Genomic DNA, 20,806 nt, shown 5'->3' with positions numbered 1-20,806 from the left:
TTCAGATAATTGACCTCGTTTATTTTTTGACAATGAATGTTTATTTAATCCAGTTTTGAACCGAAGACAAAAACATATCCTGCTGATCAATAAACAAAGTATGAGAGCTGTTGTCAATATATTTGACATGATCTGAGCCAATTATTTTCCCCAGATCTGTCATCTGTTGCGCACAAAAAATTCCGTCCTGCCTGCCGTAAACGGCATAAATCGGGATGTTTTTGTTCCTCACTTTTTTTAGACAGGCACTCACATCAATATTTCTCAAAGTTTCATTTTTCCAAAACGTGGGTACCGCCTGCTCATTTTTGACATACTTTGAGATCAACGGATCTGTATCATAACCTGCATAAATATCTTTCGCTTTCTGGTCAGGATTTTTTAATTTGAAATAACCGTTTAGTGTGGCATGTTTGAAACAGGCAGTCCGGTAATCCAAAGAGTTTTTATCCATTTTATCAATCATTTTCAGATCTTCTAAATTGGCATTATCTCCTTTTTTCTCATAGATCGCTTTGGTCGTTCTTAGAATGGTATTGTAAGATTCCTGCTGAGATACCAGAGCGCTAACCAAAACTATTGATTTTACTTTTTCAGGATATTTCTCTGCAAACTGAGCCGTTATCAAACCACCAAAACTGAATCCGATCAGGGTTGCTTTTTTTAATCCGTATTTTTTATAAAGGCTGTTTAAATCTTCAAAATATTCCTGAAAATTCATTTTTGCATCCCCGTCTTTGGAACGGCCTTCACCACGCCTGTCATAAATGATTACATAAAAACCTGTGTCCGCAAGTTTCTGTGCGGTTGTAGCTTCAAAATAAACGGAGCTGCTTCCCGGACCGCCGTGAAGAAAAATGACCGGTTTGTTTTTGCTGTTTCCAAAGGCTTTTGAATAAATTGTCTGGCCGTTGGTTATAGAAATGGTTAAAAATAAAAGCAGAAGCGTACTGATTTTTTTCATTAAAGTAATTTGTGTTTTTAGAGAAATTAGAAAATTAAAAGGCTTCATTTTCTGCCATCAATCTTATGAAAAGATCACGGCAAAAAATGAAGCACAATGTTATATTTAAATATTACCTGAAATTTATTTGGCCAGCTGTTTAAAATCTTCTTTTGCAACCTGTCCTTCTTTTCCCAGATATGCCCAGTCTATAACCGTCATGTATTTATTAAAAGCTTTATTCAGGTCGGCTAATTTTACGAGGTTGATTTTGGTATTGATCTCATCAAACAACTTCCAGCTTCCGGATGCCTCACAAAAACCAAGTTGAGATGCCTGCGCAGCACTCGATTCGTTGGTCATGTAATAGCGGGTCAAAAAGCTTTTTTTCTTGTCTTTCACTTCTTTTTCAGTGAATCCGTCTTTTTTAATACTGTTGATAATGTCTGTCATCACCGCAAGAGATTGTTTAGGATCAATGGTGGTAATGTATAAATTAGCCAACGGCTGCTGAATAGTCCTTTTGCTGTAACTGGCCGCGGGGGCATAAGACAGACTTCTTTTAGTGCGCAATTCAACAAAATAACGGTCGTAAAGAATACGCATCGCAAAGTCGAAAAGTGGTCCGTCAACCGAATTGTATTTTGGTGCGTTCATCGTTCCCAGAATATAATTGGTTGCCAGCGTTCTGTCTTTGATTATGGCATCCGGCGTGGTCACACTTTTGAAAGTTGGCGTCTTTGCAATCTGCCCGGCAGGCAATTTCGCCAGACTGTTTTTGACATTTTGCAAAAGATCCTTTTCTTCAATATTTCCTACTACCACCAGGTAACATTTTTTCTTACCCAGTAAATTCTGATAGTATGCCTTCACATCGGCCAACGTGATCGTTTCCAAAGTTGCGGGTGTGCCTTCCGGGATTTTTGCATAATCAGTATCACCAAAAAGGGATTCGTTGGCCATATTTCTCAGATAAGCGTCCGGGTCAGATTCACGCTGTTTTGCCTGCGCAATCATCTGGTCTTTCAATACCTTAAATTCACTCTCATCCATGGCAGGTTCAAAAATTGCACCATTGAACATTTCCCAGCTCGGCCCGAAATTTTCTTTTAGACAAGTCATCGTCATGGTGCTGTAATCTGTCGAACCACTGGCCGCAAAACTGGTTCCGAGTTTGTCTGCCTTGGAAGCAAACGCGTCTTTGTTTAATTTTTTTGTTCCACCATCAAGAGCCAGATTTAATGCCATAACTTCCAGGCCTTGCTGTGCCTGGGTAATGTTGGCTGTGCCGCCTTTAATAAATAGACTTGCCGTGATTACCTGCTTCGGCGTTTTTTTATAAATAATTTTCAGGCCTTCAAAATTGATCTCTTTCGTCGTATTCTGGGCGAATATCGGGCTTGAAACAAATAGCAGGCAATAGGTGGCTGCCAAAAAAGAAAATATATTTTTCATAGGGAATGGAATCTTTTTAGTTGAACAGCGCGTCTACATTTTTCACATTCAGCGTTTTTTGCTGCTCCGCATTAAGCAGTAAACCTTTTACGCATGGTTTGCCTTTGATATACTTTTGAACATAAGCATTCAAATCTGCCCTCGTTATTTTATTGATCTCATTCACATAATTGAAATAATAAGGCAGTGAAGCGGAGGCCCACCAGAATGTTAGCGTATGGATATACTCCGAAGTAACCTCGGAACTGTATTTTTCGCCGTTGGCCAATTTTATTTTGGCGGTTTCAATCTGTTCATCCGTATAATAATCAGGAGCATCAAACTGATCGATCTGCTGTTTCAATACTTTGAAAGACTCTTCGAATTTGGCAGGGTTTGGTATCATGAATAACTGTATCGGACCAACATATTTTTGGGTCAGATAGTTGATACTCAAATTGAGCGCATAACCCTGATCTACCAATGCCTTCTGAAACTTTGAATTTTTCTGGGTAAGAATATAGGAAAATACATCGGCTACAAGTGTATTTTTAATATCATTTCTTGTATCCGGACCGTGCCAGGCAATTTCCAGTGCCGGTACACGGGCATTAGGGCTGGTCACTACAAAACTTAATGAATCAGCTGGATTTAATGGTTTAAATTCAGGAATTGGCCATTTCTCGATCGGATCGAAATCGGCTGCCTTCCAGTCTCCAAAAATCGTTGTTACTTTTTTTAGAATGTCATCATATTTTACATTTCCGGCAACAACAAGAATTGAGTTGTTTGGATAGTAATACTTGTTTTTGATCACATTCATTTTTTCCGGTGTGCAAGTCAAAATGATGTTGTGGTCACCTATCACATTTTTTCTTGAATAGAGATCTCCCCACATTTTGTGATCAAACTTATTGAAAAGCGGGTAAAAAGGACTGCTCTCCGCGCGTTGGAATTCTCCATCAACAACGGGGTTTTCATTTTTCATCTCTTTTTCAAGAAATAAAGGATAGCGAATGGCACTGTTCAGAAACTGCAAGCCTTCGGAAACTTCATCGCTGCCCAGGGTAAAGAAATAATTTACACGCTCTGTACTCGTCGTTCCGTTGAAAGAAATTCCAAGTTCCTGAACTCTTTCAAGATATTTTTCCTGGGAAGGAATTTCTTTATTCGCCTTGAAAAACATATGCTCATAAAGATGCGAGAGTCCGTTATATTCCGGCGATTCGGTGAATGATCCGTTTTTAACGGCAATTTCGACAGTTACCAACGGGACGGAATTATCTTCCAGAACCAGGATTTCCAATCCATTGGGTAGTTTGGTAAGATGAATGTTAGAGGGCTGTTTGTCCTGCGCGCTGGCATGTAAGGCAACGAGCAGAACGACGCAAATCAGGGAAAATTTGTTCATAAACAAAACAATATTTTGGTGGTAAGAAAGGTCAAATTACTTATTTTTAAAACAATCAGGGCTGTCACTTAACGTTTTTTGTATGAACGGTAAATGCATGGGATATGCGAACAGTATGAATATATTTTAGTTTGAATTTTTTAGGTTTAAACTAAGACTGTTTTGCCATCCATGTCCCATTTTTTACATTGAAAAATTGACAGTTTAATCGTTTTAATATTGAAACAAAATGTTACTATCACCTGCTTTTGTCGTACAGACTTTTGGGCAGGTTTTTTTATGAATTTTAAAAAATAAAAGATTAATGATTTGGTATGATACTTTTAAGCAAATTAAACACCTTTGCAGCTGCGTTGGCCGCTGAGTAGTCATTCGCATCATATTACACGTTACCCAATTCAAAGCACAGAACATTTTAAATATTACCAATGAGTTCTCTTAAACATAGTGACAGGGCTTCGGCTGCTGGTCTTTTGGTTGCACTTGGGATTATTTACGGAGATATCGGAACTTCCCCATTGTATGCCATGCAGGCCATTATTGGCAAGGAGCGAATTTCTCTGGACGTAGTCTACGGCTCGGTTTCCCTGATTTTCTGGACCCTGACCTTACAAACAACCCTGAAATATGTAATTCTGATTTTACGGGCTGATAATAATGGAGAGGGTGGGATTCTTGCTCTTTACGCGTTGGTTCGGAAAAATGCGAAATGGCTGACAGTCCCGGCGATTATTGGTGCAAGTACGCTGCTGGCGGATGGTATCATCACCCCGCCAATTTCTGTTTCTTCTGCGGTGGAAGGATTGAGAATTCTTTATCCAAATATTGAAACAATACCGATCGTCATTGGAATACTGACGCTGCTGTTTATAATCCAGGTTTTTGGAACAACAATTGTTGGCCGTGCCTTTGGACCTGTAATGATGATCTGGTTTCTGATGCTCCTGGTTCTTGGGCTTTCCCAGGTTATTTATCATCCCGAAATCTTCAAGGCATTTAATCCCTATTATGGATATGAGCTTCTGGTTGATCATCCGGGCGGATTTTGGTTATTAGGCTCGGTGTTTCTATGTACAACAGGAGCAGAAGCACTTTATTCTGACCTTGGGCATTGCGGAAGAGGCAATATTCGTATCAGCTGGATTTATGTAAAAAGTTGTCTGGTAATCAATTATTTTGGTCAGGGTGCCTGGCTTGCGTTGCACAATGGAGAGTTTTTAAACGGTCGCAAACCATTCTATGAAATTATGCCGGATTGGTTTTTGCTGCCCGGAATTTGTATCGCGACGATGGCAACGATCATCGCCAGTCAGGCTTTGATAAGTGGTTCATTCACTTTGATCTCGGAAGCAATACGGCTTAATTTATGGCCGAAAGTGCGTCTTGTATATCCAAGTGATCAAAAAGGGCAGCTTTATGTACCGAGTGTCAACTGGCTGTTGTGGGCCGGATGTATCGGTATTGTGCTTTATTTTAAAGAATCTTCCAACATGGAAGCCGCTTATGGACTGGCCATTACGCTGACGATGATTATGACAACTTTGCTGATGTCATTTTATCTGTATGTTCATAAGATTAGTAAATTATGGATAGCGGCCTTCATGATCGTTTATCTCGCAATTGAAGGCTCTTTCCTTGCTGCAAATCTTTTGAAATTTACACACGGAGGATGGGTTTCGCTACTTTTGGCAGTGATCATCGCGGACATTATGGCGATGTGGTTAAAAGCAAATTCGATCAAACTGCGTCTTACGGAATTTGTGAATCTTGGTGAACACATTCCGGCGCTGAGAGAACTCAGCAATGATATCAGTATTCCGAAGTATTCGACGCATTTGATATTTATGTCCAACGCGGCCGGCGAAAACGAGATTGAAAGCAAAATCATTTATTCAATATTTCAAAAACGGCCTAAACGGGCTGATATTTTCTGGTTTGTCCATGTGGAAACAACGGATGAACCGTACACAATGGATTACCACGTCAATATCATGGCTGAAGACGATGTGATCAAAATCACGTTCCGACTTGGATTCAGGGTCGAGCAGCGCATCAATCTTTTCCTGAGAAAAGTTGTTCAGGATATGGTTTTGAATAAGGAAGTGGATATTACCAGTCGTTATGAATCGCTGAATCGCCAAAACATTATGGGCGATTTCCGGTTTGTAGTTTTGGAACGATACCTGTCAGTAGAGAATGATTTGCCCTGGTACGAGGAGTTTGTGATGAACTTTTACTTCGCTATCAAAAATATTACGAACTCAGAAGACAAATGGTTTGGGCTCGACAGCAGTTCCGTAAAGGTTGAAAAAGTCCCCTTGGTAATCAGAAGTAATGTTAAAATAAAAATGAAAAGGGTATATAGTTAATGTCTTTTCAACCAGTGAATTAATTATCATTTGAACTGATAGTTTTTACAAAATACAAAAAGAGGGAACAATAGCCATGACGGCAGATTGTTCCCTCTTTTCGTAATTATTATTTTCCTCTATGTGTTAACTGCATCTGTTTTCCTTTCGAACCGTTGGGTATAGAGGTTCAAATTATTGAGGTACAAACGTGAGTTGAAAAACCGCTCCCTGCGAACCGTCGACATTGCTACGCTGCCAGCCCAGAGATAACGGAAGCCTTTGGGTAAGAAATATTTCAATACCGACAGTAAGTCTTCCTTTTTGGTGATATCCGGAAATCCAGTCGCCAATTAAATGAAGTTTTTTATACCAGATACCTGCGTCCATGGCGCACTGAAAACCGTAATAAGCACCTTCACTCAAATACCGGTGATTACTTAGATATGGCCCGGCCGCAAACTGATATTGATCCTGATTTCCGGCCGATGCCAAAAGGTTTGCATAACTATAATATACAAACTTGCGGGAATGGGAGCTTGTGATGTTAGTTCCTGCAATGGCACCCAGGCCGACGGACAAAAGATCATTAAGTTCAAAAACTTTTTGAGCATTGGCTAAAAGTAAGGGTGCATAGGGGATTGCCGTGGTGGAATCATTGGTTTCCAAAGATTTCTCCTTCATGTTATAATCTACATTGACAAGATTTAATCCCACTTCCCAATTTTTGCCCAGCCCATAAGTGAGCGTTGTAGAGGATTCTATTTCATCCTGAATTTCAAATTGTTGTTGAACGCTGATCTTACGTTTGTCTGTAATGGTGGATGAAGAAACATTAAATACAGTGAGCTGGGCAGATACTTTCGTGACGGGTAACAAGATTATAAGCCAACAAATCTTATGAAGTTGAGGTTTAAACATATTGATTAATTTAAATGGAGGAAATATCCCGAATGGGATTCAGTAGGTCAAAAACCTTGCCAGCCACATTTTGAGAAGTCAAATACGGCCCAATGACGAACTACGCCATTTATATTCATACAACATTCTTAAAATCAAATGATTTAGGTGCCATGATTTGTATGATATATTCGGCTGGAAGAATAAAATTTGATGCAAGAATTACCCAGATGTCAGGAGACTACTAATAAATTAAGGTCTACACGTAACCCATAGGTCTGGAACAGTTTTGTATATAATGCGGCGTACAAACAAATTATTCGTCATCATGGAAAATCAAACTGGCTCAGAACCTAAATTCAAGACTAAAACTTCGGCTCATGCAGAGCCGGCTCTAATGGAATTATTTTTGGATGGTATCCGGGATATCTATTGGGCAGAAAATCACCTTGTTAAATCCTTGCCGAAAATGATCAGCGCGGCCAGTTCCACAGAACTTTCCAAGGCTATCGAAAATCACCTGACTGAAACCAAAGAACACGTAAGCCGGCTTGAAGAGATTTTTGACCTGCTTAACGAAAAGGCAATCGCAAAAAAATGTGATGCAATGGAAGGAATTGCAAAAGAAGCCGAAGGTATTGTTGAAAGCACAGACGAAGGAACTGCAACAAGAGACGTTGGCATTATACTCGCTTCTCAAAAAGTTGAGCATTATGAAATCGCAACCTATGGTGGGCTAACGCAGTTGGCTAAAACCCTCGGGCTTGACGATGTAGCAGAAATTTTATATCTGACTTTGACAGAAGAAAAAAAGGCTGACGAACTGCTTACTGAAATCGCAGAAAACGAGGTTAACTACAAGGCTTCGGAAGAAGCATAATTTAACACCATCCCTATTTTTATGGCAAACGAACAGACATTCACAGATTCGGGCGAGCAGCTCGACAATGATAAAGTTTCCAAACTGCAACCATTTACAAATGATGCAGCTGGTCAGTCGATGACAACCAATACTGGTTTGAAAATCAATGACGACCAGAATTCTCTAAAGGCAGGCGACCGCGGAGCGTCACTTCTGGAAGATTTTATTCTTCGCGAAAAAATTACGCATTTTGACCATGAGCGTATTCCTGAACGTGTAGTGCATGCACGCGGTTCGGGAGCCCACGGCGTCTTTAAGGTTTACGAATCTCTGTCTGACGTAACAAAAGCGCAGTTTCTATTAGATCCTTCTATTGAAACGCCTGTATTTGTGCGTTTTTCGACGGTTGCCGGTTCAAAGGGTTCTACGGATCTTGCCAGAGACGTACGAGGTTTTGCGGTTCGTTTTTATACACAGGAAGGTAATTTTGACCTGGTAGGTAATAATATGCCCGTGTTTTTTATTCAGGATGCTATTAAATTTCCTGACTTGATACATGCGGTTAAACCAGAACCGGATAGCGAAATGCCTCAGGCAGCTTCCGCGCATGATACATTCTGGGATTTTATTTCTTTAATGCCGGAATCTGCACACATGATCATGTGGGCCATGAGCGACCGTGCGTTACCAAGAAGTTACAGGATGATGGAGGGTTTTGGCGTTCATACATTCCGCTTTATAAACAAGGAAGGCGTTTCAAGTTTTGTCAAATTCCATTGGAAACCTATACTTGGTGTTCACGCTGTGGCATGGGATGAAGCACAGATTATTTCAGGTAAAGATCCTGATTTCCACCGTCGCGACCTTTGGGATGCCATTGAAAGTGGTGCATTTCCTGAGTGGGAGCTAGGTGTCCAGATAATCCCTGAGGAAGACGAATTCAAGTACGACTTTGACCTGCTGGATTCCACGAAACTAGTTCCCGAGGAACTGGTTCCTGTGCAGCGCATTGGTAAAATGACGATGAATCGTAATCCTGATAACTTTTTTGCAGAAACTGAACAGGTAGCTTTCCACTTAGGACATATAGTGCCGGGAATTGATTTTACAAATGATCCGCTTTTGCAGGGACGTTTATTCTCCTATACTGATACACAATTACTTCGCTTGGGAGGGCCAAATTTTCAGGAAATCCCGATCAACAGACCGGTTGTGGGTGTGTATAACAACCAGCGTGACGGCCATATGCGCCAGACGATTAACAAGGGGAAAGTAAGTTACAGTCCAAATTCTCTTGGAGGAAATGATCCTGCACAGGTGAAGGAGTCGGAAGGTGGGTTTGTTTCTTATCCGGAACGTATTGATTCCAAAAAAATCAGATCTAGAAGCAAAAGCTTTTTGGACCACTTCTCTCAGGCCCGATTATTCTTTAACAGCCAGTCTGATCCTGAAAAAAATCATATTGTTGACGCATTAAGTTTTGAGCTTGGCAAAGTAAAAACCGCAGCCATCCGTGAAAGGATGTTAGGGATTCTATCACTGATAGATGGTAACCTGGCGGCGGAAGTTGCATTTGCACTTCGTATTCCGGTTCCACAGGATCCTGCGTTGCCTTTAAATCATAGTATGCCTGCCGATGCTGATCCAGCGGATTATGATTCAGCCATGGTAGAAGGTTCACTTCTAAAATCTGAGGCATTAAGTATGGCAAACACGCCGAAGGATAGTATCGAAACGCGTAAAATCGCATTCCTTACTGCGGATGGTGTTGATGGAAAATCACTTAACACTGTTAAAAATGCTTTGGAAGCAGAAGGAGCCATTGTTGAGATTATCGCACCGAGACTGGGTTATGTCCTGACTGAGGATGATGAGCAGCTACCGGTATCGCAAAGTTATTTAACAGCCGCCTCGGTACTTTATGATGCAGTATATGTGCCAGGTGGTACCAACAGCGTTGCAACTGTGGAAGCGGAAGCAGATGCGATCCATTTCTTAAACCAGGCCTTTAAACATTGTAAAGCGATTGCAGCAGATGCTCAGGCCATTCAGGTTTTGGAAGCAACCTATTTCATCAAAAAACTTCCGGCAGATTTCACTGAGGAAAATGTCCTTGCGGAAGGTGTGATCGTGAGTGATGACGCGGCGCAGTTGGCAGAAAAATTTGTTCTGGCTATTGAGCAGCACCGTTTCTGGGAACGTGAAAAACCAAGAAAAATACCGGCTTAACAGCTTTTAATTGATGAAAAAGTCACCCGTTGATGTTTATTCAGCGGGTGACTTTTTTTGTAGGAACTTAATATTTCAATAGACTGAAATATCAATCGCTTTTAAAAACAGATAGACTTGTCTATATAATATTTTCGTATTAGTTTTATAAAATGAAAAAATCAGCGGTACGTGAGCGGATACTTAAAGTGGCTTCAAGATTATTTTATGAGCAGGGATACAATCTGACAGGGATCAATCAGATCATTGAAGAGGCTGATATTGCGCGGGCATCACTTTACAATCATTTTGATTCCAAAACAGATCTTTTGCTTGCTTATCTAAAAGAGGCTGAGGATGTTTGGTATAAGGAAATGGAAGAATTTACTGCAAATTTTTTCGACCCTAAACACAAGCTGCTTGCGCTTTTTGATTTCAGGATGGAAAGACAAAACAAGCGAGGATTTGGAGGTTGTCAGTTTATAAAAATCAGTGCGGAAGTTTCCCGTCAGGATCTTGTGGTATTCGACGCTGTTAGTCATCAAAAAAGCAGATTGAAGTTTTTTATTGATAGCATTGTTGGAAACTTGCCTCAAAACAATCAGGTATTATCACACACGATGCTCAGCGATGCATTATTTTTTCTTTTAGAAGGAGCAACGGTAAGCGGATCAATTTATAAAAATCAGGAATCTATGTTGGCGGCGAAGGCAATTGCAGAAAAACTTTTGCAGGATTCTTTTCCACAACCTGCTATTAAAATTTGATTATAATAAATGCACAGTTACAATTTAATGTTAGAGTAAACTGATCTTGAATTAAATTAGTAATCATATCAGTAACCCGATTCGTATCCTTAATTTAGTGCAATTTTAAATATCTATTTGTAAATTTTTTCGATAATATCCGAATTCTTCCTATTTCCTATTCATTCACTCTATCATGAATTTAATTCTTTTAGCATTAAGGAAACCAATTACCGTAATGGTGATTGTAGCGACCATGCTGTTTTTCGGGATAAATGCGCTGCGCAATATCAAGATTGATATTTTTCCAAAACTTGATATGCCGGTTTTGTATATATCTCACCCGTTTGGAGGTTATACGCCTAATCAGATGGAAACTTTTTTTGCCAAACCCTACATCAATCTACTTTTGTATGTAAACGGTATTAAAAGTATCGAAACAAAAAACATTCAGGGTTTAACATTAATTAAGGTCAATTTTTATCCGGGTACCAACATGGCACAGGCCGCTGCGGAAGTAAGCGCCTCATGTAACAGGGCTCAGGCAATTTTTCCGCCGGGTTCCCAGCCGCCATTTATCATCCGTTTTGATGCGTCAACCTTGCCCATTGGCGAGCTTATCGTAAGTAGCGATATCAGGGGAAATAACGAACTTCTTGATCTTGCGAATACCTATGTGAGGTCTTCTTTTACAACGATTCCCGGTCTTGTTTCAGCACCGCCATTTGGAGGGAACATCCGGACTATTGTCATAAAAGCAGATCCTGACCTTCTCAGATCACACAATATGACTCCGGACCAACTTGTTGAAGCAATCCGTGTTAATAATCAGACGGCTCCTTCCGGAAATGTCCGGGTAGGAAGCAAAAATTATATCACACCTACCAATACGACAATCCATAACATTAAAGATTTTGCAGATATTCCTCTATTCAAAGGCGGCGTTCAAAATCTTTATTTGCGTGATGTGGCCACGGTTGAAGATGCTGCCGATATCACGGTTGGTTATGGATTGGTTAATGGCAAACGTTCGGTTTATTTAAGTATTGCTAAAAGTGCAGATGCGTCAACCTGGGAAGTTGTTCAGAAATTGAAAGCCAATTTACCCAAAATGCAGGCCTTACTACCTGCGGATGTACATTTGACTTATGAGTTTGACCAGTCTGTCTATGTAATTAACTCCGTAAAAAGTCTTATCACAGAAGGTGCCCTTGGTGCAGTTTTGACCGGTTTGATGGTGCTGTTGTTTTTGGGAGATCCACGGGGTGCCTTGATCGTAATCCTGACAATTCCAACGTCAATAATTGCAGGTGTTTTGTTTCTGAATCTATTTGGACAAACCATTAACATTATGACTTTGAGTGGGTTGGCCCTCGCTATCGGGATATTGGTTGATGAAAGTACCGTAACGATCGAAAATATTCACCAGCATCTGGATATGGGGAAACCCAAGCGGCTCGCCATCTGGGACGCATGCCGGGAAATTGCCTTTCCGAAACTTCTGATCCTTTTTTGCATTCTGGCCGTTTTTGCGCCGGCTTTTACAATGGGTGGGATTCCCGGATCGCTATTCCTTCCGCTTGCCCTGGCAATAGGTTTCAGCATGATCGTTTCGTATTTTTTGTCCCAGACATTTGTGCCGGTTATGGCGAACTGGATCATGAAAGGACATAAGGCCAAAGCACATGACGCGCCGGAGGAAAAGCTGTCGCGGTTTGAGAAACTTCGTTTGCGGTTTTTAAGATTTATTGACAGGACTCTGCCGTTGAGAAAACCAATCGTAATTTCCTATCTGGTCATTACCATTGCCTTAACGGCATTTTTATTATCAATCATTGGAAAAGACGTTCTTCCAAAAGTAAATGGCTCACAGTTTCAGGTAAGGCTTCGCGCCGCCGAGGGCACCCGGATTGAGAGAACGGAGGAGAAAACGTTGGGTATGATCCGGATCATCAAAAATATTGTAGGACCTGAAAATGTTTCAGTAACTTCTGCATATGTAGGACAACATCCATCGCTATTTTCTTCCAATCCGATTTATCTCTGGATGGCTGGTCCTCAGGAAGCAGTTTTACAGGTCGCTCTTAATGAAGATTACAAAACGAATCTGGATGCGTTAAAAGAAAAAATCAGGAGCCAGGTTCGTGCCGCTATTCCAGACGTAAGTCTTTCTTTTGAACCTATGGAGTTGACTGACAAGATTTTAAGTCAGGGGTCTCCAACACCTGTCGAAATTCGTTTTGGTGGAAGAAACAAAAAACTTAATGAACAGTATGCCAGGAAGCTGATGGTGGAGCTGTCAAAAATCAGCTACATGCGTGATATTCAGCTGGGGCAATCCAATAAATATCCTGCTATTAATATTGAAGTGGATCGCATCCGGGCTGCTCAGCTCGGCACCGACATGACAGATGTTTCAAGATCAATGACAACCTCCACATCATCATCCCGGTACACAGAAAAGAATATTTGGGTGGATGAGAAAAGTGGTTTGAGTTATAGTGTCCAGGTTCAGATTCCTGAAAATCAAATGAATTCTCTGGATGAAATAGGGGAGATACCACTTTTAAAAAATACCAGCAGACCGGTACTAAGTGATGTGGCTACAATAAAACTCGACACAACCTATGGTGAAAATGATAACCTGGGCGCTCTGCCGATACTTACCGTAACGGCCAATTTGAACGATAAAGATCTTGGTGCTGCAACGGTAGATGTTCAAAAAGCAATTGCCGCGCTTGGAGAACTTCCAAGAGGGATTACTGTGGAACAAATCGGGATGAGCTCTACGTTGACGGATACTTTAAGCAGTTTGCAAAGTGGACTGCTGGTCGCTATTGTCGTGATATTTTTAATGCTTGCAGCGAACTTCCAGTCATTCAGGGTTTCTGCTATTATTTTAACAACAGTTCCCGCGGTAATTTTGGGTGCACTTGCCATGTTGCTTGCTACGGGATCGACGTTAAACCTTCAATCGTACATGGGTATTATCATGTCGGTTGGTGTATCCATTTCCAATGCGGTTTTGTTAATTACCAACGCTGAACAGCTTAGATTGGTGAATGGCAATGCATTGGCATCTGCCAAAGAAGCGGCGGCGCTCCGGATGAGGCCAATTGTGATGACTTCTCTTGCAATGGTTGTAGGTATGCTTCCTATGGCCAGCGGACTTGGTGAGGCGGGTGATCAGTCTTCTCCTCTGGGGCGCGCAGTAGTTGGCGGACTGATTGCCTCGACTTTCGCTGCGCTCTTTATTTTGCCGCTGGTGTTTGCCTGGGGACAGAAAAATGCGTCGATCGCATCGGTTTCACTTGAAGCGAATGATGAAGAAAGTTTGGAATTTATGTCTTTAAATCCCGACAAGATTCATTGATAGTAATCAATAAAAAAAACAGCACTGCAAAGCTTTAAGCGAATTGCAGTGCTGTTTTTCAATTGATATATTTTTTTTTAAGCCTGTTTTGCGATCTGGATATTGGCAATTACTTTGATGTTTTCACCCAAAGCAAGTCCGCCGGTTTCAGTAAGTGAGTTGAATGAAACACCGAAGTCCTTCCGGTTTACAGTACCCGTTACTTCAAATCCAATCTTTGTATTGCCATACTGATCTTTCTCAGTTCCACCGTATTCGGCTTCCAGTTCCACCTCATTCGTAACACCTTTCATCGTTAGATTACCGATCAGCTTGTATACATCACCTTTTGCTTTTTTGAACGAAGTCGATACAAATGTGATTTGTGGATATGTTTCAGCGTCAAAGAAATCCGCTCCCTTTAAATGTTCATCGCGACCTTCCTGACTTGTGTAAACGCTGTTTACATCGATTGAAAATTCAATTTTTGCATCTTCTAACTGATCGTTTTCGGTAGTCGCCTGACCGCTGAAAGATGTAAATGCTCCCGTAACCGTTGAGATAACCAGGTGTTTTACTTTAAATTGAACTTCGGAGTGAAGTTTATCAACAACCCATGTAGTTTGTGACATTTTTGAAAAGTTAATGTTAATATTGCTTACTGTACTTTTTAAGACTGTTAAGTCCTAATCTTAAATGATGCCCCAAAGGTAGGTCTATAAAGCCAGTATAGTAATAGCCCTATACTTTTGTATAGTAACTTAAATTGATCTGACGAAAATTCATGCATTCTGACGCTTACAAAAAAATGGATAATCCTGTTTGGCATGCCTTGCAGACGGTACATAAAAACTTTGCGATAGGTACTGATACTGTATGCAGGTATCGTCCCGGAACATTGCAGATTATGGGATGTGAAGATCCTCAAAACGCAGATCTAAATGTTTTACGGCCATGGCTTTCTGCCGGTGAAAAGATGTTCATGGTAGGCAAACTTGCGGCTCCTGCCCCGGGTTGGACCATAAGCAGGAAACTGGACTGTGCACAGATGGTTTGTGAAAGTAGAGAAAGTTTAATTCCTGATCCCACGGAAGACATTATTCGGCTTAACGATTATGATACGCAGGAAATGCTGGAACTGATCAATCTGGTGCAGCCAGGGTATTTTTATAAGGATACGCCTCTTCTCGGAAAGTATTTTGGGATCAGAAAAGATGGAAAATTGGTGGCAATGGCAGGCGAAAGACTTCGGATAACTGGTTTTTCTGAAATTAGCGCTGTGGTTACGCATCCATCTTATACAGGGAAAAAGTATGCGCAAATGCTTGTCAGCCACGTAGCGCTGGACATACTCAATGAAGGTTCAGTTCCTTTTCTTCACTTCGTAAATACCAATGTGAGAGCGGGCAAGGTATATGAATTTTTAGGATTTAAAGAACGAAAGATCATTCCTTTTTGGGAGCTTATTATGGAATTTTAAAACCAATGGATTGGTTCTGCATGATTAATATTTAGTATGTAACCGTTGTGCTATTAGGATTAATCCCATATTCGCGGATTGTATCTTAAATTATAACACCAAATGATAAAGAAATCTATAAGTTTAATCAGCAATAGAATTGATGAGGGTATTAAGATTATTGCGCTCATTAGCCATAAATTCTAATTTGAATTTTTTGTAAAATGTGCTGACTGGAAATTCGGATTTCTACAATAATCGTAGTAATTTTACTACAAGTCTTACCAGATAAGACTGTGAGAAATATTTAGTAAAAGAGCTTCGGATTTTCCGGAGCTTTTTCTTTGCCCTAACTTTTTGAAAATCTGCAATCGACGATCAGATTTTCTTTAAAAATCAGACTTTAAAAGATTGGTGCTTATCTGATATTTATATTCTAAAAAAAATAAAAGTTATCGCGTATAACTCTCATCGGTTGATAGGAAATTACGGTAATTTTTAATTTTAAAATTGTTACTTTCGGTCACTTGTTATTTGTTTGAAAAATATTTTTTTTCTTAACGTGATTAATATCGAAAGTGATGAAAGTGACCAATAATTAGCTGAAGACTTTGAAGTGGAAATTTATTTAGACGCACGTATATTGTATTTAATCAATATATGTAACTTTGAGTATTAAACCCTCAACGTACATCATTGTGATTAAGTCAAACATTTTCGTTTATACAGAGCTTTCCAAACTTGTAGCAAGTTTGAGTAGTAACATTTTACTTTCCAAACAATATCTAAGATCCCAGGCGGCATATTTTAATATCATAACTTCCAAACATTTCTCAGATACTTTAAGCCCTGAATGGGAGAGTATCACCATTCAGATCAAAGCGAAAGGGCCAAAATTTGATAAGGACGGAAAATTAACTGCTAATGCAATTATCAATACCATAGATCAGATGACTTCGGAAGAATGTATTTCTCTGGCCATGCGTGTCATGAGTCTTTATGAAAAGGTTAGAAGCGAATTTGAGAATGCGTAAATTTTCAAATGGATAGGGAATAACTGACACTACGCCCGCCACCGCTTATTATTAATGCCTTAATATCTACCAGATATTGAAGATCCCTTGTTGCAGTGGCTTTTGATGTTTTGTTAATGCTCATGTATTTTCTTGCCGTCATTCCGCCCTGGAAACCATCCGGTCCGGATTCAAGCATTTTTTTAATGGCTTTGGACTGGCGCTCATTAAAATATTTTTTAAACCGATCGAAAAAGTTTGTTTTCTGCAAAGTGAAATTCAATATTTTTCTTGCATCCACCTGCGCCTCATAGATTGTACGGACAAAGTAATGAATCCAGGCACTAATGTCATCGCTTCGTTGTGCTGTTTCCAGGGCAGAATAATAAGATTTTCGGTCAGCCTCAATTTTCCGGGACAGACTCATCATTACCGGTCGCTCCAAGGTTTGGGATAATGCTTTTTCGGCTAATACTCTTCCAATACGTCCATTTCCATCTTCAAATGGATGGATTGACTCAAAATATAAATGTGCAATTGCCGAACGGACAGGTGCTCTTTTGATCTCCATGCTTCCTCCTGGGGCTGTTTCATTAAACCAATTTATGAATAGTTGCATCTCCTGTGGAACCTTCTCGGAAGGTGGTGCTTCAAAATGTATTTTTTCTTTCCCTAATGTTCCGGAAATTACCTGCATAGGTGCCATTCCCTTGCGCCATTCTCCTGAATTGATAGCTTTATTTTCGCTTAATAACATCACATGCCATTCGAAAAGCTTCTCTTCGGTAAGTACTTCGGAATAGGTTTTACGAACATCGATCATTAGTGTACTTACTCCCTCGGCACGTTTATCTTTTACTTTAACCGGGTTTGAATTGAGCCCCAGATTATTTTTAATAGAAGATACTACATCTTGTCGGCTTAAATACTCGCCTTCTATTTCTGATGTTTTAATGGCTTCTGAAACCATAATGTCAAGAAGGTTTTCGGCTTTTACATGTTCCGTAGCAACTTGCAGAATTCCGGAAATATTACCGGTTTCTTCGGCATAGGATAACAGCAGATCTTCTAAATCTGTAACATTATAAAAAAAGTGCGGCCATTCCGGCCGTTGCCAATTGTATTTCATGAGCCGATTAATTTCCCTATTCGGCTCAAATATACTGAAATTATGAGCCGATTAGGTTAATTATTCGGCTCACAATTTTTGATAGTATACCAAAGTGCTTTTAGTCTAAGTATTGATCCTTTTTAAAAGGTACAGCAGTCATCGTAATTCTTTAAAGCTCGTCAGTTTTACTTTTGTAGATTTACACATCGTTGGATAGTAAAGTGTACAAACTGAAAGAAATCAAGCTGAAAATGAGTTCATCCATTAAAATTATTAAAACGGATAAAGCTGCTCCGGCAGGCGGTCACTATGTGCAGGCAACTGTCTATCAGGGACAAATCTACATTTCAGGTCAGTTGCCAGTAACGGCCGAAGGAAAACATACCTTTCATGAAACCTTTGAAATACAGGCCAGACAGGCTATGAAAAATTTGCTGGCCATTCTTGAAGCAGCTGGTGGAAATCCAGCCAATCTCCTGAAAGTTACTGTATATCTGGTAGGCGTGGAAAATTGGCCGGCGTTCAATCTGATCTATGCTGAAATGCTTGGTGAGACAAAACCGGCAAGGGCCGTTGTCCCAGTTCCGGAATTACATCATGGATATCTGATTGAGATTGATGCGGTTGCAGCAGCTATTTCTGAATAAATTGGAGCTTATATTTAAAAGCAGGGGAATTTAAAAATCTTCTTCCGCAGCAGCACTTATTGTTTTCGCAGGTATAAAAAGCTGGATCTGAACAATTCCCCAAACCAGGAGACAAGGCAAAACACGCACTACCAGCGGTGGTATTGTTTCATCAATTGGCCATGATGATGGAAAAAAATCCCTGTTTACCAGCACGCAAAATGCCAGAACAAAGTAAGACAACCAATTCAACCAAACATTTTGACTGCTTTTATTGGCAATGAAAAAAAGTCCTGCGCCTGTGATCGCAATTATATAAGTTGGAGATTCAGAGGCATGATTGAAAAGTATTACCCACAAAAGTGTATAGGCCAGCAAAAGCATTCTCCGTTTTTTTGTTTTGTTAGCACTACTAATCCAGTTCCAGCTTATCGTCACAGCAAAAAGGAAAAGACCTGAAATCTGTACTTTGCTGAGATCATTTTCAGTAAAAGACGGCATTGCCAATTTCATCAATCCCATCACTGACGATCCAAAATTAACCTTATGATCGTCAATCAGGCAGGTTATCCAGTTTTGATATACTTGCTGAAAATAATCTGTTCCGGTAAGGGGTAAGGGAAGCAATGTCAGCACTGCCAGCCATAGAATGGAATAGGTAATGTATTTTTTCTTTTCAGGATAAAACAAAAAAAGCACTGCAAAAACAAGCCCATATCCCTTAATACAAAAAGCCAGTAACGGAAAAATTGCAGCCCATTTCGGCTTTGCTCGTTCAAGAAAAATAAATGTAAATAAACCCAAAGCTGCAATAACGGAATTGGTCTGCTGGCTATGCAGATTATTGAGCAGTTCAATTAATACAAACCAATATAAAAATACCTTTCCTTTTTCGGCAACAGGCAGCATCCTGATTGCATAAAAGATAAAAAGTGAACTGATTATGGTCCATAATATAAGGGATATTGAGACGGGTATCAGGCTTAACGGACTAAAAAAAACGGGGAATGCGGGATGATATAAAAAGATATCAAAATACTCCGAAGGATATTCAAGGTAAAGATTTTTGTGATCAAGCAAGTGAAAAAATGACTGCCTGTAAATGATCAGATTATTAAAACGGCGAGGCCCCTGATTATAAAAGATTATGCTAATAACAAGACTTGAAAGCAGATAAACAAAAAGAATTATTTTCTCTTTTGAGAAAAATTGTAAAGCACTTTTCATTGTCAGGGATAAAATATTTCTCAAAAGTAATAATAACTTTTTGTCCTCAGCAGCTCGTTCTGCAAACCCCCGAAGTTTTAATTTATTACTAATAACGTAGACCAGCGATTTAATACAGGATGGGATTGTAATTCATAATTGCATAAACAAAACAGGCTGATCGCACATCGTTTCTAATGAGCTAACAGCCTGTTTAATAAGATAAAAAAACACAACAATTATTTTAATTTTCTGACCTGGGTGTCATAATATTTAACAGCTTCCAGCACAGAATTCAGATTACTCGGTTTTTGCGTTTCATCTTTTTCAATGTATATGTAACCACGGAAATCCTGTTTCTTTAATTCGGCAAATATTCCGGGAAAATCTACTACACCGGTGCCGACAGTTACATCGAGAAGTTTAGGATTATTAAATGCTGCGATATCTTTCAGGTGTACGGCAAGAATGTGTCCTTTCAGTTTTTTAATAGCATCCAAAGGATTAATACCACTTTTTGGCCAGTGACCCAGATCTGCACAGGCCCCGAAATTCGGGTGATCTTTAATGGCTGCGAGGACAGAATCAGGATGCCAATATGCGCTAACACCTTTCCAATGTTCGTGAATTGCCACTTTCATTCCATATACACCTGCAAGACTATCAACACTCTTCCACATCGAGACAGGTGGCTCGGCAGTTACAAATTTCACCCCGAAATTTTTAGCAATTTCAAACTCCTTTTTCCAGGAATCCACTGTTTTGCCGCCTCCAATGTAAATGGATTCGATTTTGATGCCTTTTTCATTAACCAACTTCTTTAATTTTTTTATTCCCGAAGGTGATAATTGTGAAATCAGGCTATCCTTTAAATCCGGACCTGATTTGTGAAAAGTCATTCCCTCTATATAATGTAGACCGGCGCTGTCCACTTTTTGGATTGCGTCCGGGAAATTAACCGTGTGGAAGGTATACATCGCAACGCCTAATTTCCAATCGTCGGTTGCATTGGTCTTCCGTTGAGCGAAGGAGCTGGAAATAACAAATACCAACAGGAATGTAATAAAAGAAGAACTTGATTTCATAATCGGCGATCAGGGAATAATGGTTTTTTCAAATCTAGTTATAAATAAATTTTTATTTATAAAGAAGCTTGATTACCGCTTCGGGAAATGTAGCCAGGTGAT

General features: G+C 39.9%; 16 protein-coding genes. 8 read left to right on the top strand and 8 right to left on the bottom strand.

Translation table 11 applies throughout. The annotated features are described in order from the left end of the window. Nucleotides 1-40: 40 nt before the first annotated feature. From LXL81_RS09635 to LXL81_RS09625, 3 genes are all read right to left on the bottom strand, one after another. Entirely contained in the window at nt 41-964 is a 924-nt protein-coding gene (locus LXL81_RS09635) for an alpha/beta fold hydrolase (protein ID WP_234646568.1), read from the bottom strand. Between the two features lie 123 nt (nt 965-1,087). Further along, nucleotides 1,088-2,398 (bottom strand): pitrilysin family protein, encoded by a 1,311-nt coding sequence (locus LXL81_RS09630; RefSeq protein ID WP_234646567.1) that lies wholly within the window; start codon nt 2,396-2,398, stop codon nt 1,088-1,090. A gap of 16 nt (nt 2,399-2,414) precedes the next feature. Beyond that, nucleotides 2,415-3,788, bottom strand: coding sequence for a pitrilysin family protein (locus tag LXL81_RS09625; protein ID WP_234646566.1), 1,374 nt, complete (start codon nt 3,786-3,788; stop codon nt 2,415-2,417). 428 nt (nt 3,789-4,216) lie between these two features. On the opposite strand from LXL81_RS09625, the gene LXL81_RS09620 reads away from it, so the two are divergent. Then, nucleotides 4,217-6,157 (top strand): KUP/HAK/KT family potassium transporter, encoded by a 1,941-nt coding sequence (locus tag LXL81_RS09620; RefSeq protein WP_234646565.1) that lies wholly within the window; start codon nt 4,217-4,219, stop codon nt 6,155-6,157. A gap of 174 nt (nt 6,158-6,331) precedes the next feature. Here LXL81_RS09620 and LXL81_RS09615 read toward each other — a convergent pair whose 3' ends face one another. Then, the gene (locus tag LXL81_RS09615) at nt 6,332-7,057 is read right to left on the bottom strand and encodes a hypothetical protein (protein WP_234646564.1); all 726 of its coding nucleotides are present in this window, start codon (nt 7,055-7,057) and stop codon (nt 6,332-6,334) included. A 307-nt stretch (nt 7,058-7,364) separates the two neighbouring features. On the opposite strand from LXL81_RS09615, the gene LXL81_RS09610 reads away from it, so the two are divergent. From LXL81_RS09610 to LXL81_RS09595, 4 genes are all read left to right on the top strand, one after another. After that, nucleotides 7,365-7,916 carry a ferritin-like domain-containing protein gene (locus tag LXL81_RS09610; RefSeq protein ID WP_234646563.1) on the top strand — a complete coding sequence of 184 codons (552 nt, stop codon included), beginning with the start codon at nt 7,365-7,367 and terminating at the stop codon, nt 7,914-7,916. Nucleotides 7,917-7,937: 21 nt separating this feature from the next. Beyond that, nucleotides 7,938-10,127 carry a catalase gene (locus tag LXL81_RS09605; protein WP_234646562.1) on the top strand — a complete coding sequence of 730 codons (2,190 nt, stop codon included), beginning with the start codon at nt 7,938-7,940 and terminating at the stop codon, nt 10,125-10,127. 152 nt (nt 10,128-10,279) lie between these two features. Further along, on the top strand, nt 10,280-10,873 hold the full coding sequence (locus tag LXL81_RS09600; protein WP_234646561.1) for a TetR/AcrR family transcriptional regulator: 594 nt from the start codon (nt 10,280-10,282) through the stop codon (nt 10,871-10,873). Nucleotides 10,874-11,048: 175 nt separating this feature from the next. Continuing rightward, complete coding sequence (locus LXL81_RS09595) at nt 11,049-14,225, top strand: efflux RND transporter permease subunit (protein ID WP_234646560.1); 3,177 nt, start codon at nt 11,049-11,051, stop codon at nt 14,223-14,225. A 77-nt stretch (nt 14,226-14,302) separates the two neighbouring features. Here the strand turns inward: LXL81_RS09595 and LXL81_RS09590 are convergent, their stop codons facing one another. Further along, nucleotides 14,303-14,836, bottom strand: coding sequence for a YceI family protein (locus LXL81_RS09590; RefSeq protein ID WP_234646559.1), 534 nt, complete (start codon nt 14,834-14,836; stop codon nt 14,303-14,305). 176 nt (nt 14,837-15,012) lie between these two features. Between LXL81_RS09590 and LXL81_RS09585 the strand changes: the two genes are divergently transcribed. Both LXL81_RS09585 and LXL81_RS09580 read left to right on the top strand, forming a co-directional pair. Then, entirely contained in the window at nt 15,013-15,684 is a 672-nt protein-coding gene (locus LXL81_RS09585; protein WP_234646558.1) for a GNAT family N-acetyltransferase, read from the top strand. 677 nt (nt 15,685-16,361) lie between these two features. Next, nucleotides 16,362-16,697, top strand: coding sequence for a hypothetical protein (locus LXL81_RS09580; RefSeq protein ID WP_234646557.1), 336 nt, complete (start codon nt 16,362-16,364; stop codon nt 16,695-16,697). Between the two features lie 4 nt (nt 16,698-16,701). Here the strand turns inward: LXL81_RS09580 and LXL81_RS09575 are convergent, their stop codons facing one another. Then, on the bottom strand, nt 16,702-17,805 hold the full coding sequence (locus LXL81_RS09575; protein WP_234646556.1) for a Fic family protein: 1,104 nt from the start codon (nt 17,803-17,805) through the stop codon (nt 16,702-16,704). Between the two features lie 233 nt (nt 17,806-18,038). Here LXL81_RS09575 and LXL81_RS09570 point away from each other — a divergent pair, with 233 nt between their 5' ends. Next, the gene (locus LXL81_RS09570) at nt 18,039-18,434 is read left to right on the top strand and encodes a RidA family protein (protein ID WP_234646555.1); all 396 of its coding nucleotides are present in this window, start codon (nt 18,039-18,041) and stop codon (nt 18,432-18,434) included. A 30-nt stretch (nt 18,435-18,464) separates the two neighbouring features. Here LXL81_RS09570 and LXL81_RS09565 read toward each other — a convergent pair whose 3' ends face one another. Both LXL81_RS09565 and LXL81_RS09560 read right to left on the bottom strand, forming a co-directional pair. Then, nucleotides 18,465-19,640: a glycosyltransferase family 87 protein gene (locus LXL81_RS09565; RefSeq protein WP_234646554.1), complete on the bottom strand. Its 1,176-nt coding sequence runs from the start codon at nt 19,638-19,640 to the stop codon at nt 18,465-18,467. Nucleotides 19,641-19,858: 218 nt separating this feature from the next. Next, the gene (locus LXL81_RS09560) at nt 19,859-20,704 is read right to left on the bottom strand and encodes a sugar phosphate isomerase/epimerase (RefSeq protein ID WP_234646553.1); all 846 of its coding nucleotides are present in this window, start codon (nt 20,702-20,704) and stop codon (nt 19,859-19,861) included. Nucleotides 20,705-20,806 lie beyond the last annotated feature (102 nt).

The sequence above is a fragment of the Dyadobacter sp. CY356 genome (assembly GCF_021440195.1).
Lineage (GTDB): Bacteria > Bacteroidota > Bacteroidia > Cytophagales > Spirosomataceae > Dyadobacter.
This window is presented reverse-complemented; position numbering and strand designations above follow the sequence as displayed.

Bases quoted from the DNA above. Each gene is read 5' to 3' on its own strand.
- LXL81_RS09585 (WP_234646558.1), top strand. From the start codon at position 15,013: ATGGATAATCCTGTTTGGCATGCCTTGCAGACGGTACATAAAAACTTT.
- LXL81_RS09610 (WP_234646563.1), top strand. From the start codon at position 7,365: ATGGAAAATCAAACTGGCTCAGAACCTAAATTCAAGACTAAAACTTCG.
- LXL81_RS09630 (WP_234646567.1), bottom strand. From the start codon at position 2,398: ATGAAAAATATATTTTCTTTTTTGGCAGCCACCTATTGCCTGCTATTT.
- LXL81_RS09605 (WP_234646562.1), top strand. From the start codon at position 7,938: ATGGCAAACGAACAGACATTCACAGATTCGGGCGAGCAGCTCGACAAT.
- LXL81_RS09625 (WP_234646566.1), bottom strand. From the start codon at position 3,788: ATGAACAAATTTTCCCTGATTTGCGTCGTTCTGCTCGTTGCCTTACAT.
- LXL81_RS09565 (WP_234646554.1), bottom strand. From the start codon at position 19,640: ATGAAAAGTGCTTTACAATTTTTCTCAAAAGAGAAAATAATTCTTTTT.
- LXL81_RS09595 (WP_234646560.1), top strand. From the start codon at position 11,049: ATGAATTTAATTCTTTTAGCATTAAGGAAACCAATTACCGTAATGGTG.
- LXL81_RS09575 (WP_234646556.1), bottom strand. From the start codon at position 17,805: ATGAAATACAATTGGCAACGGCCGGAATGGCCGCACTTTTTTTATAAT.
- LXL81_RS09560 (WP_234646553.1), bottom strand. From the start codon at position 20,704: ATGAAATCAAGTTCTTCTTTTATTACATTCCTGTTGGTATTTGTTATT.
- LXL81_RS09635 (WP_234646568.1), bottom strand. From the start codon at position 964: ATGAAAAAAATCAGTACGCTTCTGCTTTTATTTTTAACCATTTCTATA.
- LXL81_RS09600 (WP_234646561.1), top strand. From the start codon at position 10,280: ATGAAAAAATCAGCGGTACGTGAGCGGATACTTAAAGTGGCTTCAAGA.
- LXL81_RS09620 (WP_234646565.1), top strand. From the start codon at position 4,217: ATGAGTTCTCTTAAACATAGTGACAGGGCTTCGGCTGCTGGTCTTTTG.
- LXL81_RS09590 (WP_234646559.1), bottom strand. From the start codon at position 14,836: ATGTCACAAACTACATGGGTTGTTGATAAACTTCACTCCGAAGTTCAA.
- LXL81_RS09615 (WP_234646564.1), bottom strand. From the start codon at position 7,057: ATGTTTAAACCTCAACTTCATAAGATTTGTTGGCTTATAATCTTGTTA.
- LXL81_RS09570 (WP_234646555.1), top strand. From the start codon at position 18,039: ATGAGTTCATCCATTAAAATTATTAAAACGGATAAAGCTGCTCCGGCA.